The 17,810-nt window shown below is 58.7% G+C and carries 15 protein-coding genes; all 15 read left to right on the forward strand.

What is annotated here, in order from left to right; all coding sequences use genetic code 11:
* The 15 genes from B0G52_RS09175 to B0G52_RS09250 all read left to right on the forward strand — a co-directional run bounded on the left by B0G52_RS09175 (position 1) and on the right by B0G52_RS09250 (position 17,618).
* On the forward strand, positions 1-789 hold the full coding sequence (locus B0G52_RS09175) for a FliA/WhiG family RNA polymerase sigma factor (protein ID WP_094043415.1): 789 nt from the start codon (positions 1-3) through the stop codon (positions 787-789).
* A 15-nt stretch (positions 790-804) separates the two neighbouring features.
* Positions 805-2,220, forward strand: coding sequence for a flagellar assembly protein A (locus tag B0G52_RS09180; RefSeq protein ID WP_094043417.1), 1,416 nt, complete (start codon positions 805-807; stop codon positions 2,218-2,220).
* Positions 2,221-2,242: 22 nt separating this feature from the next.
* Entirely contained in the window at positions 2,243-2,563 is a 321-nt protein-coding gene (locus B0G52_RS09185) for a hypothetical protein (RefSeq protein WP_094043419.1), read from the forward strand.
* 37 nt (positions 2,564-2,600) lie between these two features.
* A complete protein-coding gene (locus B0G52_RS09190; protein WP_143762543.1) occupies positions 2,601-3,206 on the forward strand; it encodes a hypothetical protein in 606 nt (201 codons plus the stop codon).
* The gene (locus tag B0G52_RS09195; RefSeq protein WP_094043423.1) at positions 3,199-3,768 is read left to right on the forward strand and encodes a hypothetical protein; all 570 of its coding nucleotides are present in this window, start codon (positions 3,199-3,201) and stop codon (positions 3,766-3,768) included. The genes B0G52_RS09190 and B0G52_RS09195 overlap by 8 nt, the downstream gene beginning before the upstream one ends.
* Positions 3,769-4,366: 598 nt before the next feature.
* Complete coding sequence (gene rpsB, locus B0G52_RS09205) at positions 4,367-5,065, forward strand: 30S ribosomal protein S2 (protein WP_094043427.1); 699 nt, start codon at positions 4,367-4,369, stop codon at positions 5,063-5,065.
* A gap of 144 nt (positions 5,066-5,209) precedes the next feature.
* Positions 5,210-5,860 (forward strand): translation elongation factor Ts, encoded by a 651-nt coding sequence (tsf, locus tag B0G52_RS09210; RefSeq protein WP_094043429.1) that lies wholly within the window; start codon positions 5,210-5,212, stop codon positions 5,858-5,860.
* A 67-nt stretch (positions 5,861-5,927) separates the two neighbouring features.
* Positions 5,928-6,656: a UMP kinase gene (gene pyrH / locus B0G52_RS09215; protein WP_094043431.1), complete on the forward strand. Its 729-nt coding sequence runs from the start codon at positions 5,928-5,930 to the stop codon at positions 6,654-6,656.
* Positions 6,656-7,210 (forward strand): ribosome recycling factor, encoded by a 555-nt coding sequence (gene frr, locus B0G52_RS09220; RefSeq protein ID WP_094043433.1) that lies wholly within the window; start codon positions 6,656-6,658, stop codon positions 7,208-7,210. Before pyrH ends, frr begins: the two co-directional genes overlap by 1 nt.
* A 151-nt stretch (positions 7,211-7,361) precedes the next feature.
* Complete coding sequence (locus B0G52_RS09225; protein ID WP_094044021.1) at positions 7,362-8,102, forward strand: undecaprenyl pyrophosphate synthase; 741 nt, start codon at positions 7,362-7,364, stop codon at positions 8,100-8,102.
* A gap of 4 nt (positions 8,103-8,106) precedes the next feature.
* Positions 8,107-8,898, forward strand: coding sequence for a phosphatidate cytidylyltransferase (locus B0G52_RS09230; protein ID WP_094043435.1), 792 nt, complete (start codon positions 8,107-8,109; stop codon positions 8,896-8,898).
* Between the two features lie 47 nt (positions 8,899-8,945).
* Positions 8,946-10,088 carry a 1-deoxy-D-xylulose-5-phosphate reductoisomerase gene (locus B0G52_RS09235; protein ID WP_094043437.1) on the forward strand — a complete coding sequence of 381 codons (1,143 nt, stop codon included), beginning with the start codon at positions 8,946-8,948 and terminating at the stop codon, positions 10,086-10,088.
* Positions 10,089-10,198: 110 nt separating this feature from the next.
* Positions 10,199-11,458 (forward strand): RIP metalloprotease RseP, encoded by a 1,260-nt coding sequence (rseP, locus tag B0G52_RS09240; RefSeq protein ID WP_094043439.1) that lies wholly within the window; start codon positions 10,199-10,201, stop codon positions 11,456-11,458.
* Between the two features lie 27 nt (positions 11,459-11,485).
* Positions 11,486-12,934, forward strand: coding sequence for a proline--tRNA ligase (gene proS, locus B0G52_RS09245; protein ID WP_094043441.1), 1,449 nt, complete (start codon positions 11,486-11,488; stop codon positions 12,932-12,934).
* A gap of 370 nt (positions 12,935-13,304) precedes the next feature.
* The gene (locus B0G52_RS09250) at positions 13,305-17,618 is read left to right on the forward strand and encodes a PolC-type DNA polymerase III (protein WP_094043443.1); all 4,314 of its coding nucleotides are present in this window, start codon (positions 13,305-13,307) and stop codon (positions 17,616-17,618) included.
* Positions 17,619-17,810 lie beyond the last annotated feature (192 nt).

The raw sequence follows: 17,810 nt of genomic DNA on the forward strand, positions 1-17,810 counted from the left end.
ATGGTCGATCAAACACGTTCCCGGTTGTCCCATCAGGATTTATGGCAGCGATGGAAAGACGACGAGGACCCGGATGCGAGAAAAAGGCTGATCGAACACTATTTGCCGCTCGTGGATTACGTCTCCAGCCGTATGGCGGTGGGTTTGCCGAAAAACGTAACGAAAGACGATCTTGCGAGCAACGGCGCCATGGGGCTGATCGACGCGATCGAGAAGTTCGACTATCGGCGCGGCTTGCAGTTCGAGACGTATGCTTCATGGAGAATCAGAGGGGCGATCATCGACGGGCTTAGGCAAGGAGACTGGGTGCCCCGCTCGGTTCGTGATAAAGCGAAAAAAATCGAGGACGCCTATGCGGTACTGGAGCAGCGGCATTTAAGATCTGCTTCGGACGACGAGATATGCGACTATTTGAATATTAGCAACAAAGAGTTTCAGCAAATGCTTCAGGAAGTAGCGGTCGCGGCCGTATTCTCTCTGGAGGATCCGATCCGCGAGGAAGAATCCGAGACCCGTCTGTCGCTGCTCGTCGACGACAAAGCGGTCAGCCCGGAATCGAAAGTTCACGAGACGTATTTGAAGGACTCTCTGAAATACGGCATAGAGAAGCTCACGGAGAAGGAACGCACCGTAATCTCTTTGTTTTATTACGAGGACTTGTCGTTAAGCGAGATCGCGGAAGTGATGTGCCTATCGCCTTCGAGAATTTCCCAATTGCATTCCAAAGCGATTTTGAGGCTTCGGGGGGCGCTCGCGAAACATAAGGAACAGTTGCTTCAAAACGGATAATAGGGGGCGTTGACGATGCCTGACAATGGAAGCTTCTCCATGGAGGAAGGACTGCAAGTTACGATTTCCGAAGACAAAATGAATGCGTATCTGGTATTCAAGCGGGTGGAAGGGGATCCTAAGTTTACCGCCCGCGAACTGGAGCAGTACTTGTCGTCGCAAGGCATCAAGTCGGGGCTGCAGTCGGATGCGATCTATTTGATCTCGCAACGGCCCCAGGACTTCTACTTCGCGCAGAACGTCGTCGCCGTCGGCACGCCGCCCAAGCCGGGCAAGGACGGCTATATCAAGCTTCTGTACGGCGAGGACGAGGAAGAGAACCGCGGCCCCGTCGAGCGCGAGGACGGCAGCGTCGACTACAAGCAGGTCACGAAGCTGGCCAACGTGAAGGCGGGTCAGCTGATCGCCGAGCGGGTTCCCGCGGAACCGGGCGTTCCGGGCAAAGCCGTCACGGGAGAAGATATCGCCCCGAGAGAAGGCAAGGACACCCATTTCAAGATCGGCAAAAACGTCGTCGTCAATCCCGAGAAAGTGGCGATGTACGCGGCGATCGACGGCTTGGTGACGAAGACCGACAAGGATAAGCTGAACGTCTTTCCCGTGTACGAAGTGAACGGCGACGTCGATTACAATATCGGCAACATCGAATTTGTCGGCACGGTCGTCGTCCGCGGCAATATTTTGACCGGATTCCGCGTCAAGGCGTCGGGAGACATCCGCGTGACGGGCGGCATCGAGGGCGCCGAGGTCGAATCCGACGGTTCGATCGAAATTACGGGCGGAATTATTGGAACGAACAAAGGATATGTCAAGGCCGGACGCAACGTTCGCTGCTCGTTTATTCAAGAGGGGAACGTCATTGCCGGCGAGGACGTGCTGGTGACCCAGAGCATTATGCACTCGAACGTCCGCGCCGGCAAATCGGTCAAATGCCTGGGAGCCAAAGGGCTGATCGTGGGCGGCACGATCCAGGCGGGAGAACGGGTGACGGCGAGAATGATCGGCAACTCGATGTCGACGGCGACGGTCGTCGAGGTCGGCGTCAGGCCGGAACTCCGCCAGGAGCTCGGCGACTTGCGCACGACGATGCGCCAATTGTCCGAGAGCTTGGACAAGACGGAGAAAGCACTGTCCATGCTCGACCAGATGGCTTCGGCCGGTCAGCTCAGCGGCGACAAGCTGGCGCTGCGGGTCAAGCTGACGGCGACGAAGCGGCAGACGACCGAGGAGCTGCAGAGCGCCAAGGAACGCGTGCTGGAAATCGAAAAGACGCTGGAAGACGCGACGACGGCGCGCGTGGACGCGGTTCATACGTTATGGGGCGGCACGAAAATCGTGATCGGAAGATATACGAGGTTCGTGAAGGACGCTTCGCAGAGAGTCACTTTCCGGTTTACGGACGGAGACATCGTGATGGTTCCGTTCTACTGATCCCGAATCGAGGTGATGCGACGTGAGCTACAAACCGATCGATATGCAGGTTTCTATGCCGCGTTCCGTGGAGATGACGTCGCTGCAGCATCAGCAGCAGCAGCGCCCGACCACGGAGCAGGGGCTGCTTGGCCAGCAGGCGATGAAGACGGCGGAACAGAACGCGACGAGAAGCAACAAGGCGGAATCCGCTTCGGGAGGAACGATCTCCGAGCGGGAGCCTCGCGAGCGGAATAAGCGGAAGCCGGGGGCGAAGACGTCCTCGTCGCAGGATCAGGCCGCGGAGGAGAGCAAAGCCCCGGAGCATCCGTATAAAGGAAGACACATCGATTTTATGGGCTGACCGCAGCATGATCGGCAAGATGAGAGGAGAGTTCAGGGTGGAACCGTGGTTTTACATTGTTGCGCTCGGGGCCGCGATAACCGGGTTTGCGTGGATGATGCCCAAATCCGGCGATGTCGGCCCCAAGCAGGAGTTCGTCAGCGAAGAGTCGTATAACCGGCTGCTCGAGGACTTGGAGGCGGAAAATCGCGAGCTGCTGGACGCGGTCGCCAAGTTCAAGCGCGAGCACGACGGCACGGTCGAGACGCTCGGAAGCAGAATCGTCGAATTGGAGCAGCAGATGAAGTCGTTGACGGAACAGTCCCGCCTCCCCGCAGCGCCAGCGGATTACCCCCCCTCGGCTTCTCCTCTTGCTACAACTCCCGCTCGTTCAACAAGCACATCCAATCCTGCGGAAGCTCCATCCGTCGTCGATGCCGTCGCACCGACGATCGCCGCCTACGCCGCAGATGCGGCGCCGGAATCGTCGGCCTTCCCGGAGACCGAGCTGCCGCCGGCGACGATACGCGGCCGATACGCGGAGCTGCTGGATATGCACGAGAAGGGCAAATCCGTCGAACAGATCGCCAAAGCGACCGGCATGAACAAGGGCGAAGTGCAGCTTATTTTGCAATTGGCCAGACAGGAGGAGCGGCATGCGTAAACATCGAAGCTGGCTGATGGGATTCGGAATCGGGCTGATCGTCGGCGCGATCATGCTGCAGATGATTACGTTCGCCGAGAAGCAGAACGCGCCTTTGCCCCAGGAGCAGATGACGCCCGAGGAGCTTAGCGACGAAGCGAAGAAGGCAGGCTTGCTGCTGCTCACTCAGGAGCAGCTCGATGCGCGCGTGCAGGAGGCCGTGGCTGCGTCGGAGCAGGAGGGCCAGGGCGAATCCTCCGGAGAGGAAGGCGATTCCGGGCAGCCGGATGCCTCAGGAGAGGAGCAGACGGCCTCGGAGGCGCCGTCCGCGACGCCGAATTCCGAGAGTGAAGAGGCGCCCCCCGCTGCCGAAGCGACGGAGCAGGTGTCCCTGTACATCAGCTACGGAATGAGTCTGACGGAAGTCGGGCAAGAGCTGCTGAAGCTCGGCGTCATCGACGACGTCAAAGTTTTTATCGAAGAGACGAGGCCGGTCGCCACGAAGATGAAAGTCGGAACGGCCGTCTTCAAGGGGAAGCCGACGTATCAGGAAATTATGGACGAGCTTGTGCGCAAGAAGTAAGCATGACCTAGTTGACCGTTATGGAGATGACGCTATGGGGCACCCGCGGGAACAAAGGCGGGAATGGATCTCGAATAACCGCTTCGCTGCCGGCTCCGCCCTAGCGGGGACGGCATCCCTATGTTTAATGGGCGTTTTCGTTTACGAGTTTTATGCGCATTTCTTAACCGGCGGCAACGAGCAGCTGCTTTATTTATTCGGCGCAGCGGGTTTTTCCTTGCTGGGTCTGCTTTTTTCTCTCTACTCCACGAAACGGGTTAAGGCCTCTTCGCGGATTTTGAATTGGATCGGTTTCTATTTGTGCTTGGCCCCTTTTGCCGTTATGCTGTGGGCGCTGAAATAAGCAAATGCCGCATTCTCTTTGCATCGCGATGAAGCGCATCGCCGCGCGATTCGCGCGTGCGCTAAGAAATTTGCCGAAGCGAAGCGCTGGGCCATTGCGCGACGGTTGACGATATGGTATATTATTTCTCGGTGTAAAAAACACACGCTTTTCAATTCCGTCAACGGTGCTTGTTTGGGAGATCCGGACGAGTTTTGGCGGAAAGCGCGAGAAGCGGCGGACGATTCACCAAAAACCACTAGGAGGTGCAGGAAGATGGCAGTCATTTCCATGAAGCAGCTGCTTGAAGCAGGCGTGCATTTCGGTCACCAGACACGTCGTTGGAACCCGAAAATGGATAAGTACATCTTTACTGAACGTAACGGCATTTACATTATCGATTTGCAAAAAACGGTTAAGAAAGTCGACGAGGCGTACAACTTCGTGCGTCAACTCGCAGAGAACGGCGGAACGATGCTGTTCGTAGGAACGAAGAAGCAAGCTCAGGATTCCGTTAAGGAAGAAGCGGAGCGCAGCGGTCAATACTATATCAACCAACGTTGGTTGGGCGGTACGCTGACGAACTTCTCCACGATCCAGAAGCGTACGGACCGTCTGCACCAGCTGGACAAATGGGAACAAGACGGCACGTTCGAAGTGCTGCCTAAGAAAGAAGTCATCATTCTCCGCAAGGAGAAAGAGCGTCTCGAGAAATTCCTCGGCGGCATCAAGAACATGCGCAAGCTGCCGGACGCCCTCTTCATCATCGATCCGCGCAAAGAGCGCATCGCGGTAGCGGAAGCTCGCAAGCTGGGCATCCCGATTGTCGGCATCGTCGACACGAACTGCGATCCGGACGAGATTGACTACGTTATCCCTGGTAACGATGACGCGATCCGCGCGGTTAAGCTGCTGACGGCCAAGATGGCCGACGCGATCGTCGAATCCCGCCAAGGCGAAGAGACGACGGCTTAATCAAGGAAAATTCCGGTTCGAACATACAGTCACGATCGAAGGGTGGTCAGAAGGGTAACTTCTCACCGCCCTTTTTTTCCAAAAAAAGATCAGCCTCACTCGCGCTCGAGGGCGCGGGGAGCACCTACTTAGGAGGAGTCCCCCATGGCAATTAATGCAGCAGACGTTAAAACGCTCCGCGAAAGAACGGGAGCAGGCATGTTGGATTGTAAAAAGGCGTTGGAGGAAGCGGGCGGCGATCTGACGAAAGCAGCCGAACTGCTCCGCGAGAAGGGCCTTGCGGCAGCAGCCAAGAAGGGCGACCGCGTTGCAACCGAAGGCGTCGTGGAATCTTACATTCACGCAGGCGGCCGGATCGGCGTTCTCGTCGAAGTCAACTGCGAAACCGACTTCGTAGCCAAAACCGATCAATTCCGCGCGTTCGTGAAGGACATCGCGATGCAAATCGCGGCGGCCAACCCGAAATTCCTGAGCCGCGAAGAAGTGTCCCAAGCCGAGCTCGACAAGGAAAAAGAAATTCTCCGCAACCAAGCGCTGAACGAAGGCAAGCCGGAGAAAATCGTCGACAAAATGGTCGAGGGCCGCATGAACAAGTTCTACGAAGAGAACTGCTTGCTCGAGCAAGTGTTCGTCAAGGACCAAGACAAGACGATCACGACGCTGTTGAACGAGAAGATCGCCGCAATCGGCGAGAAAATCTCCATCCGCAGATTCGCTCGTTACGAGCTGGGCGAAGGCCTGGAGAAGAAAGTCGACAACTTCGTAGAAGAAGTTATGGCGCAAGTCAACCAATAAGATTTATCGATCCGGGAACACGGCGTGTTCCCTCTTTTTTAAATATGCATGCTGGAGGTACAAAAAGTTGGAACGTCCCGTTTATAAACGCGTGGTATTAAAGGTGAGCGGCGAGTCTCTGTCTGGCAACAACGGATACGGCATCGACGCGGCGACGATTCTGTCGATCGCGGAGCAGGTCAAGGAAGTGATCGAGCTGGGCGTCGAAGTGGCGATCGTCTGCGGCGGGGGCAACATCTGGCGCGGCATCGCGGGCAGCCAGAAGGGAATCGATCGCGCGACGGCCGACTACATGGGCATGCTGGCCACCGTCATGAACTCGCTGGCGCTGCAGGACGCGCTGGAGCAGATGGACGTGCCGAGCCGCGTGCAGACGTCGATCGCGATGCAGCAGATCGCCGAGCCGTACATCCGCAGACGCGCGATCCGGCATCTGGAGAAGGGACGCGTCGTCATCTTCGCGGCGGGAACGGGCAATCCGTTCTTCTCCACGGACACGACCGCGGCACTTCGCGCGGCCGAGATCGAGGCCGAAGTCATTCTGATGGCCAAGAACAAGGTCGACGGCGTCTACAGCGCCGATCCGTTCAAAGATCCGGGCGCGGAGAAGTACGAGCAGCTCACCTACATGGACGTGCTCAACAAAAACCTTGGCGTCATGGATTCGACCGCATCCTCGTTATGCATGGACAACAATATTCCGCTTCTTGTATTCGCGATCACGGAGCAAGGCAATATTAAGCGTGCCGTCATGGGCGAGAAAATCGGCACGATCGTAAAGGGGAGCATTGACTAATGCCGCAAGCGATTAAAAAAGACGCCGAAGAACGCATGGAGAAGGCGTTGGGCGCATTGAAACGGGACCTTGTTACCTTGAGAGCGGGCCGCGCGTCGGCCGCGATGCTGGACCGCGTGCAAGCCGAATATTACGGAACGCTTACGCCGATCAACCAGATGGGCGCGATCAACACGCCGGATTCCCGCACGATCATCATTACGCCGTGGGATAAGACGGCGCTGTCCGCGATCGAGAAAGCGATCCAGAAGTCGGATCTCGGCCTTACTCCGGCCAACGACGGCTCGATCATTCGCCTGAACATCCCGCCGCTGACGGAAGAGCGCCGCGCGGAGCTGGCGAAATCGACGAAGAAGTTCGGAGAAGAGGCGAAGGTGGCGATCCGCAACATTCGCCGCGACGCCAACGACGAGATCAAGAAGAAGGAAAAAGGCGAGATTTCCGAGGACGAGTCCCGTCGCCACCAGGACGACGTGCAGAAGCTGACGGACCGTTTCGTCGCCGAGGTGGACAAAATTTTGGCCGCCAAAGAAAAAGAAATCATGGAAGTGTAAAGGGTAAGCGCACGACCCCTCCGCAAGGTGGGGTTTATTCTCTTTTGACTGGCTACAGGGTGAGCGTTGCCGCTACTAGGGGGAAGCAAAGATGGGTCTGTTCGGAAAATGGTTCCGCAAGCTGCGCGTCGGAGCGTTCACGGCAGAAGATATGGAACGGATGCGGGCGGACGATGACGAACTGCCGTCCGGCGACAACATTCCGAAGCACGTGGCGATCATTATGGACGGGAACGGCCGCTGGGCGAAGATGAGAGGATTGCCCCGCATCGCCGGGCACCATAATGGAATGAAGGCCGTGAAGCGCATCACGAAAGCCGCCGATCGTGTCGGCGTCGAAGTGTTGACGCTGTACGCCTTCTCCACGGAAAACTGGAAAAGGCCGAAGGCGGAAGTCGAATTCCTGATGAAGCTGCCTCAGGAGTTTCTGGCGATCGAGCTGGAGGAATTGATCGAGAACAACGTTCAGGTCCGGATGATGGGCGATCGGGGGCAGCTCCCCGACCATACGGTGGCCGCGGTCGAAGAGGCGGTACGCAGGACGGCGCACAATACGGGTCTCATTTTGAACTTTGCCCTGAATTACGGGAGCCGGCACGAAATGCTGGAAGCGGTCAAGGAGGTCGCCCGGCAGGCCGCTGCCGGGAAGGTCGATCCGGAGGCGCTGGAAGAAGCCGATTTCGAGAAGAGGCTGCTGAGCAGCGGCTTGCCGGACCCGGACCTGCTGATCCGGACGAGCGGCGAGCTACGGCTCAGCAACTTCATGCTGTGGCAGCTTGCCTACAGCGAGTTCTGGTTCACCGACGTGTTCTGGCCGGAATTCGGCGAACGGCATCTGTACGATGCGATCAGAGAATATCAGCGGCGCGCGCGCCGCTACGGAGGGCTGTGACGGCATGGGTCAGCGGATCGTTACCGGCGTCGTCGCCGGAGCGATATTCATCGGTTTACTGGTCGCGGGAGGTTGGTATTACACCGGTCTCCTGCTGGCCATGGCGCTTATCGGATATTGGGAGTTCGCGAGGCTGAACGGACAAGCCTGGACGCGTCCCGACGTGCTGCTCGGCTTCGTCGCGGTGCTGCTGATCGCCCTGCCGGAGCTTCCGTTCGAAGGAACGCTTCCGTCGATGGAGACGGTCGCTTGGCTGCTCATGTTCGCGCTGCTGGCCGCGACGGTGTTCAGCAAAAACCGCATTCAATTGGAAAACGCGAGCGTGCTGTTCCTCGGCGCGGTGTACGTGGGAATGGGTTTTCACTACATGGCGGTCACGAGGGATCTCGAGCACGGCATCTTCTGGTCGGCGCTGACGTTCGCCTGCATCTGGGCGTCAGACGCCGGCGCTTATTTCGTCGGCAAGGCGATCGGACGGACGAAGCTGTGGCCGTCGATCAGCCCGAACAAGACGATCGAAGGGGCGCTCGGCGGCCTGGCGATCGCGGTGTTGGCCGGCTTGATCTTCGCTTACGCGCAGCCGGAATGGCTCGGATACGGCCGGGCGGCGCTGATCGGATTGACGGCGGCGGTCGCCGGACAGTTGGGCGATCTCGTGCAGTCCGCGTACAAGCGGTTCCGCGGCGTGAAGGATTCCGGGCAACTGCTGCCGGGACACGGAGGCGTGCTGGACAGAACGGACAGCTGGCTGATCGTGTTTCCGCTCGTCCATTTGATTGGGCTGCTGGCAGGATAATCCGGCGATTGGTTACATAAACATAGAGTGGACAGCGGAGGTTGACTATGAAAAAAATAGCCGTTCTCGGCAGCACGGGATCGATCGGCACCCAGACGCTCGACGTGATCTCGCGGCGTCCGGAAGACTACGAGGTCGTAGGTCTCGCTGCTGGAGCCAACATCGGCTTGCTGCTCGAGCAAGTGCGGCGCTTCAAGCCGAAATGGGTGTCGGCCGGCACTGAGGAGCTGGCCGCGCGGGTAAGAGCGGAAGCGCCTTCCGACGTTAAGGTCGTGCACGGGGAACAGGGCTTGCGGCAGATCGCCGGCGAATCGGGAGCGAATTACGTCGTCTGCGCGCTCGTCGGCAGCCTGGGCCTCACTTCGACGCTGGCGGCGATCGAGGCGGGAGCCGACATCGGCCTCGCGAACAAGGAGTCGCTCGTGACGGCCGGGCATCTCGTCATGAGCCGCGCCAAGGAGAAGGGCGTCTCCATCCTGCCTGTGGACAGCGAGCATTCGGCGATCTTCCAATGCTTAAACGGAGAGCCTGCGAAGGCGATCAAGCGGCTGATGCTGACCGCTTCCGGGGGAAGCTTCCGGGATCTCGGGAGAGAGCAGCTCAAACACGTGACGGTGGAAGACGCCCTGAAGCATCCGAACTGGAGCATGGGCGCCAAGGTGACGATCGATTCGGCGACGATGGCGAACAAAGGGTTGGAAGTGATCGAAGCGCACTGGCTGTTCGGCTTGCCGTACGATCAGATCGACGTCGTGCTGCATCCGGAGAGCATCGTTCATTCGATGGTCGAGTTCGTCGATACGAGCGTGATGGCGCAGCTCGGCAATCCCGACATGCGCGTGCCGATTCAATACGCGCTTACGTATCCCGATCGCGTCGTCTCACCGGCTTCCCCGCTCGATCTGCTGAAGCAGGGAACGCTGCACTTCAGGCCGATGAGCTTCGAGCGGTACCCTTGCTTGCGCCTCGCTTACGAGGCGGGGCGAGCCGGAGGCACGGCCACGACCGTGTTCAACGCGGCGAACGAGGTGGCCGTCGCGCGGTTCCTGAAGGGCGAAATCCCTTTCCTCGCGATCGAGGATACGATCGAGCGCGCGCTCGCCAAGCACGAGGCGGTCCCGTCTCCGAGCCTGGAGGCGATTCTCGAGGCGGACGCGTGGGCGCGCCGCGAGGCGGAATCGGCCGGTTAACCCCTGCGGGCTCGCTTGTAACGGCTCGGGCAATAATGTTAATCTAAGATCAGCCGAGCCGGGGCGGCAAGCCCGGACGGTTGCTTTCGAATCGCAAAGGGGTTGGACAGATGGGAAATTTACAGGTTGCGCTGCTGACGATATTGATGTTTTTCTTGCTCGTTTCCTTGCATGAATGGGGTCACTACTATTTTGCCCGCAGGGCGGGCATTCTCGTGCGCGAGTTCGCGATCGGCTTCGGACCGAAGCTGTTCTCGGTCAAGAAGGGCGAGACGCGCTATACGCTGAGGCTGCTGCCGATCGGCGGCTTCGTCCGGATGGCCGGAGAGGACCCGGAGATCGTCGAGGTGCAGCCGGGACAGACGGTGGCGCTCCGCGTGAAGGACGACAAAGTCACGCGCATCTACTTGGACCGTCTGGACGAACGGTCGGACGTCATGCGCGGGGAAGTGAAGTCGCTCGACCTGGAGAAGGGCCTGTTCGTCACGCTCGATATCGACGGCGACATCGAACGGTATTCCGTGCATCCCCAGGCGCAGATTATCGCCAAAGGCCGGGAGACGCAAATCGCGCCGATCGACCGCCAATTCGGGCATAAGACGGTCGGGCAGCGGGCGCTTTCGATTTTCGCCGGTCCGGTCATGAACTTCGTGCTGGCATTCGTGCTGTTCGCGCTGTATCTGGTGATGCAGGGGGTTCCGCTCGAGAACTCTTCGAAAGTGTTCATCTCGAGAGTCGTGGAGGACGCTCCGGCCGAACAGTCGGGCATCGAGAAGGGCGACTGGGTCAAGTCGATCAACGGGGAGCCGATCGGAGGCGACCTGAACGCGATGGTGGAGAAGATCAGCGCCTCGGCGGGCAAACCGCTGCAGATCGTCGTCGACCGGGACGGCGTGGAGCTGCCGATCAAGGTGACTCCCGACTCGGAGACGGGCAAGATCGGCATCTATCCGATCGGAGAGATGCGCGCGCCGGGCGCGCTGGAGACGATCCGTTTCTCCGGAGAGACGATGGTCGAGATGACGAAGCGGATCTTCGAGGGCTTCCAGAAGCTCATTCGGGACTTCAACTTGGACGACGTCGGAGGTCCGGTCAAGACGACGCAGGTGACGGTGGAGATCGCGCAGCAGGGCGTGGCGCAATTGACGCTGTGGGCGGGCATTCTCAGCCTGTACTTGGGCATCTTCAATCTGCTGCCGATTCCGGCGCTGGACGGAAGCCGTCTGCTGTTCCTCGGGCTGGAGGCGGTCCGCGGCAAGCCGGTCGATCCGAACCGGGAGAGCATGGTGCATCTCGTCGGGTTCGCCATGCTGATGCTGCTGATGATCGTAGTGACGTATAACGATATTGTAGGTTTGGTCAGAAATTAAGCCGTATGCTGGAGTTGGAGGAGCGTCATGTCGAAGGATAAAGGATTCGTAACGGAGATTACGCCGCAGGGCGAGGATTTCTCCCGCTGGTACATCGATGTCATTAAAAAAGCGGAGCTGATGGACTATTCGCCGGTGCGCGGCTGCATCGTGTTCCGCCCGGATGGCTACGAGCTGTGGGAGAACATGCAGCGGGAGCTGGATAGACGGTTCAAGGAGACGGGCCACCGCAACGCCTACTTCCCGCTGTTCATCCCGGAAAGCTTCTTCACCAAGGAGAAGGAGCACGTCGAAGGGTTTAACCCCGAGCTGCCCTTCGTGACCGAAGCCGGCGGCGAGCAGCTTGAAGAGAAGCTGGCGATCCGTCCGACGTCGGAGACGATGTTCGGCCATATGTACGCGAAGTGGATCAATTCGTACCGCGATCTGCCGCTGCTGATCAACCAGTGGGCGAACGTCGTGCGCTGGGAGAAAAGAACGCTGCCGTTCTTGCGGACGAGCGAGTTTCTGTGGCAGGAAGGCCATACGGCGCACGAGGACGAAGCGGACGCGCGCAGAGAGACGATGCAGATGCTCGACGTGTACACCGATTTCGTGGAGAACGTACTGGCGATTCCGGTCATTAAAGGCGAGAAGACGCCGTCGGAGCGGTTCGCCGGAGCGGTCGACACGTATTCGATCGAAGCGATGATGAAGGACGGACGAGCCGTACAAGCTGGAACGTCGCATTACCTCGGCACGAAGTTCGCCGTCGCTTTCGACATCAAGTATTTGGACCGCGAGAATACGCAGCAATATTGCCATACGACCTCTTGGGGAGTCAGCACGCGTCTGATCGGCGCGCTGATCATGGTGCACGGCGACGATCGCGGACTCGTGCTGCCGCCGAAGGTGGCGTCGACGCAGGTCGTGATGATTCCGATCGGCCCGCCGAAGACGCGCGAAGTCGTCATCGGCAAGACGGACGAGCTGTACGCCCAGCTGAAAGCCGCGGGCATTCGCGTGCGCGTGGACGATCGCGCCGACGTCTCGCCGGGCTGGAAGTTCAACGAATACGAGATGCGCGGCATTCCGATCCGTCTGGAGCTCGGACCCCGCGATCTGGAGAACGGCCAGTGCGTGCTCGTCTCCCGCGTCACGGGGGAGAAGAAGTCCGTTCCGCTGGACAACCTGGTCGCCGAAGTTCAGGCGCTGCTGGAGCAGATCCACGCCGACATGTACGAGCGCGCCCGCGCTTTCCGCGAGGAGAACTTCTTCTCCGTGGATACGCTCGACGAGTACAAGGCGGCGATGGAAGAGAAGCGCGGCTTCGCCTTGGCCGGCTGGTGCGGTTCCGAAGCTTGCGAGAAGCAGGTGAAGGAAGAGACCGGCGCCACGAGCCGGAACATTCCGTTCGAGCCTGCCGAGAAGAAGAGCAAGTGTCTCGTGTGCGGCGACGCTGCCGCGCATACCGTCGTGTTCGCCCGGGCGTACTGATCGGAAGTACTATAGCACTCGATAGAAATTTTCCGGGACATCTATCTCCTTCCGCAGCTGTTGCGGTCATGAAATCCGAATTGTCAAACCCGTGGAGGGGTGATTTCATGACTGCAAGAGGCTGGCGCTTCGCTCTCCAGGAGATAGACTCCAGGAGATAGATGTCCCTCTTTTTCCAATCGATTGCTCTTTACCTTCGGATAGTTTCGACAGGATGTGGGTTGCCCGTTCGGTAGCCTTCTAGTAAAATAAATAGAAAGCGCAACGTCAGCTTCTGATGGAAGACGGTGTCCGGGCGCGGGTTTCCCGCGTCGGCCTTTTTCACGGAAGCTTTTATATTTCAGGCGATAGGCAAGGAGAGGAACGTAGGATGCAGCCGACGGATGATAGGCGCAAGCGATTCGAAGTGCTGCTGCAGCAGGCGGAGCTCCCGACCGAGTGGCTGGGGCAGCATTTTCGGGACGGGTATATCGAGAAGGTGGAAATCAGCCGGTCCCGCAAACGATGGACGATTACGATCGGCAAGGACGCATTGCTTCCGAGAAACATTTACATAGGTTTGTTGGAGCGGGTCAAGGCGAAGCTCGGACATATCGCGGACGTCGACATCGTTCTGAATTACCGGCCGGAAGTCGCCACGGACAGCATCGTCAAGGAATATTGGCAGGCTTTCGTGGAACGGATGCAGAGGGAGGTCGCGTCCGTCAACGGATGGCTCGCGAAGGCGAACGTGGGGGTGGACGGAGACGTCCTGACGATCGAGCTGATGAACGAGACGAATCTCGGGCTGGCTCGGAAGAAGGAGATCGACGTTTACACGGTCAAGTTTTTCGAGCGGCGGTTTCTTCGGACGTTTCGCGTGAAAATGACGGTCGGGGAGCCGAGTCCCGATACGTATACGGAATTTACGCAGAAGATCGAGGAGGAGAACCGCGCCGCGATCGAACAGCTTATGGCGAGCGCCCGGGAAGAAGCGCCGGCGGTCGAGGAAGGCGAAGCGCCGCAAGTGCTCCAGCACGGCTACGAGATCAAGGAGCCTCCGGTTCCGATCCAGGAAATTCGCGAGGAAGAGAAGAAGGTGACCGTGCAAGGCGTCATCTTCGGCCTCGAGACGAAGGAGCTGCGGACGGGCAGCACGCTGTTCACGTGTTCGATTACCGATTTTACGGACTCGCTGTCGATCAAGATTTTCGGCAAAAATAAAGAGGACATCAAGATGCTTGGCTTGCTGGCCAACGGCAAATGGGTGAAGATGAGGGGGAAAGTCGAATACGACCGCTTCCTTAATCCCCCCGAGCTCGTGATGTTCCCGAACGATATTCGCGAAGTTCCCGCTCCGCCGGAGCCGAAGGATACGGCCGAGGAGAAGCGCGTCGAGTTCCATCTGCATACGACGATGAGCACGATGGACGCGGTGACGCCCGTCGACGTCTATATCAAAACGGCGGCCAAGTGGGGGCATAAGGCGATTGCGGTAACCGATCACGGCAACGTGCAATGTTACCCCGACGCGGCGAAGGCCGGCAAGAAGCACGGCATTAAGGTGATGTACGGCGTGGAAGCGAACGTCGTCAACGACTCGGTCGGCATGGTCATCCAACCGCGGGAGCAGACGCTGGAAGACGCGGAGTACGTCGTATTCGACATCGAGACGACCGGTCTCTCGGTTACCGACAACAAGATTATCGAGCTTGCCGGCGTCAAGATGAAGAACGGCCAGGAGATCGGCCGGTTCGAGACGTTCATCAATCCGCACGAGCCGATTCCGTATAACATCCAGCAGCTGACGAACATTACGGACGACATGGTCCGGGACGCGCCGGAGCTGGAGCCGAAGCTGAAGGAATTCATTGCGTTCGTCGGGGATGCGGTGCTTGTCGCGCACAATGCACGCTTCGATATGGGCTTCATCCAGCATTCGTGCAAGCAATTCGGCTTGCCGACGCTGCCCAATCCGGCGCTGGACACGCTCGAGGTCGCCCGATACCTTCACCCGACGATGAAAAATCACCGGCTCAACACGCTCGCTTCGCTCTACAAGGTGTCGCTTGAAAACCACCACCGCGCGATTGACGATACGGTTGCGCTGGGCGGCATTCTGAACGGCTTGCTGAAGGATTTGCTGACCCGCGGAGTGAACGAGCTGCACCGGCTCAACGACCTTAACGAGAACGGCTGGAAGACGACCCGTCCGTTCCATTGCGGCATTTACGCGCTGAACGCGGTCGGCAAGAAGAACTTATACAAGCTCATTTCCATGTCTCATACCGAGTATTTTCACCGCGTGGCCTGTATTCCGAAGAGCAAGCTGATCGAGTATCGCGAAGGGCTGCTCGTCATCTCGGGATGCGAGAAGGGCGAACTGTTCGAGACGGTGCTGAACAAATCGATCGAGGAGGCGGAGGAAGTCGCGGCGTTCTACGACGTGCTGGAAATCCAGCCGATCGACTTCTATATGCATCTGCTCGAGAAAGGGCTCGTCTCCAGCAGAGCTTCTCTGGAAGAGGCGCTGCGCCGCATCGTCCGACTCGGGGAGAAGCTGACGAAGCCGGTCATCGCGACGGGCAACGTCCACTACTTGCAGCCGCGGGACAAAATTTTCCGGGACATCACAATCCACGGGATAACCGGGTTCAGCCCGCTTAAGGACCAGCGCAAGCCGGACGCGCACTTCCGCACGACGACGGAGATGCTGGAGGCGTTCAAGTTTCTCGGGGAACAGAAGGCTTACGAAGTCGTCGTCACCAACACGTCCGAGCTGGCCGACCGGTTCGAGGAGATCAAGCTGTTTCCGGACGAGCTGTTCACGCCGATTATCGAGGGCGCGGACGACGAAATTCGCAATACGTGCTACGCGACGGCGCGCACGATGTACGGGGACGAGCTGCCCGAAGTGGTGACGGCCCGGTTGGAGAAAGAGCTCGTGCCGATTATCAAGTACGGCTTCTCGGCCAACTACCTGATTTCGGCGCGGCTCGTCAAAAAGTCGAACGAGGACGGCTATCTCGTCGGCTCGCGGGGATCCGTCGGATCGTCGATCGTCGCTACGTTCCTCGGCATATCCGAGGTTAACCCGCTTCCGGCGCACTATCTGTGCAGCAATCCGGAGTGCAAGCACAGCGAATGGTTTCTCGACGGCAGCGTGCCGAGCGGCTTCGACTTGCCGGACAAGACGTGTCCGAATTGCGGCACGATGATGCGCGGGGAAGGGCAGGACATTCCGTTCGAGACGTTCCTTGGATTCAAAGGGGACAAAGTTCCCGATATCGATTTGAACTTCTCGGGCGAATACCAGCCTAACGCGCACAATTACACGAAGGTCATGTTCGGCGAGAAAAGCGTTTTTCGCGCCGGAACGATCGGCACGGTTGCCGAGAAAACCGCGTACGGGTTCACGAAGAAATACGAGGAAGAGCACGGCAAGTCGTGGCGGGGCGCGGAAGTGGGACGTCTGGCCGCCGGCTGTACGGGCGTCAAGCGAAGCACCGGGCAGCACCCGGGCGGCATCGTCGTCGTACCGGACTATATGGAAGTGGAAGACATTACGCCGGTCCAGTATCCGGCCGACGATACGAGCGCGGAGTGGAAAACGACGCACTTCGATTACCACGCCTTCGACGCGAACTTGCTCAAGCTCGATATTCTGGGACACGATGATCCGACGATGATGCGGATGCTGCAGGATTTGACCGGCGTCGATCCGACGACGATTCCGATGAACGATCCGAAGGTCATGAGCCTGTTCAACTCCGTCGAAGCGCTCGGCGTCACGCCGCAGCAGATTCGTTCTCCGGTGGCGACGTTCGGGGTGCCGGAGATGGGGACGCGGTTCGTGCGCCAGATGCTTGAGGAGACGAGACCGTCTTCGTTCGCCGATCTGCTGCAGATTTCGGGATTGTCCCACGGAACCGGCGTATGGCTGGGCAACGCCCAGGAGCTGATCAAGAACAACACGTGTACGATCAAGACGGTTATCGGTTGTCGGGACGACATTATGCTTTTCTTGATTTACAAGGCGGGCATGGACGCGTCGCTCGCGTTCAAGATCACGGAGAGCGTGCGTAAGGGCAAGGGGCTCACTCCGGAGTGGATCGAGGAGATGAAGCGCTGCAAAGTGCCGCAATGGTACATCGATTCCTGCCTGCGCATCGAGTACATGTTCCCGAAAGCGCACGCCGCCGCGTACGTCATTTCCGCGGTAAGAACGGCCTATTTCAAATTGTATTATCCGATCCAATATTATGCGACTTACTTCTCGGTGCGCGCCGGAGACTTCGACGTCGAGCTGTTCTGCCAAGGGTACGACGCGATCTTGAAGATGCTGCTCGAGATCGAGGAGAAAGGCTTCCAGGCGACGACGAAGGAGAAGAACATGATCTCCATTCTCGAGATGGGACTGGAAATGACGGCGCGGGGCTTCAAGTTCAAAACCGTCGATCTGTACCGCTCGGAAGCGACCCGCTTCATCGTCGACGGGGACAGCCTGATTCCGCCGTTCGGCGCCATCCCCGGCGTCGGGGAGAACGCGGCGCGCAACATCGCCGCTTCGCGCGAAGACGGGGACTTCCTGTCGATCGAGGACTTCCAGCAGCGGTCGCGGGCAAGTAAAACGATCATCGAGCTGCTGTCCGGACTCGGCGCGTTCCGGGGGCTGCCGGAATCGAATCAGCTTAGTCTGTTCTAAGGGCGGCGGCGGCAGGTCAGGAAAGTTGTGGTTGCCAGAGGCTGTAAGGTTATGTTATATTATTTTTGGTAATCATGTGGATAACACTGTCTGCAGAAGAGTGGGGAAACCCACTCTTTCCGTTTTGTCTGCGGGTCTTTAAGGCTGCGAACGCATATTTGCGAGCAGATGCGAAGGCTGCGGCCATCCATT

The organism is Cohnella sp. SGD-V74, assembly GCF_003001675.1.
Classification (GTDB): Bacteria; Bacillota; Bacilli; order Paenibacillales; family Paenibacillaceae; genus Cohnella.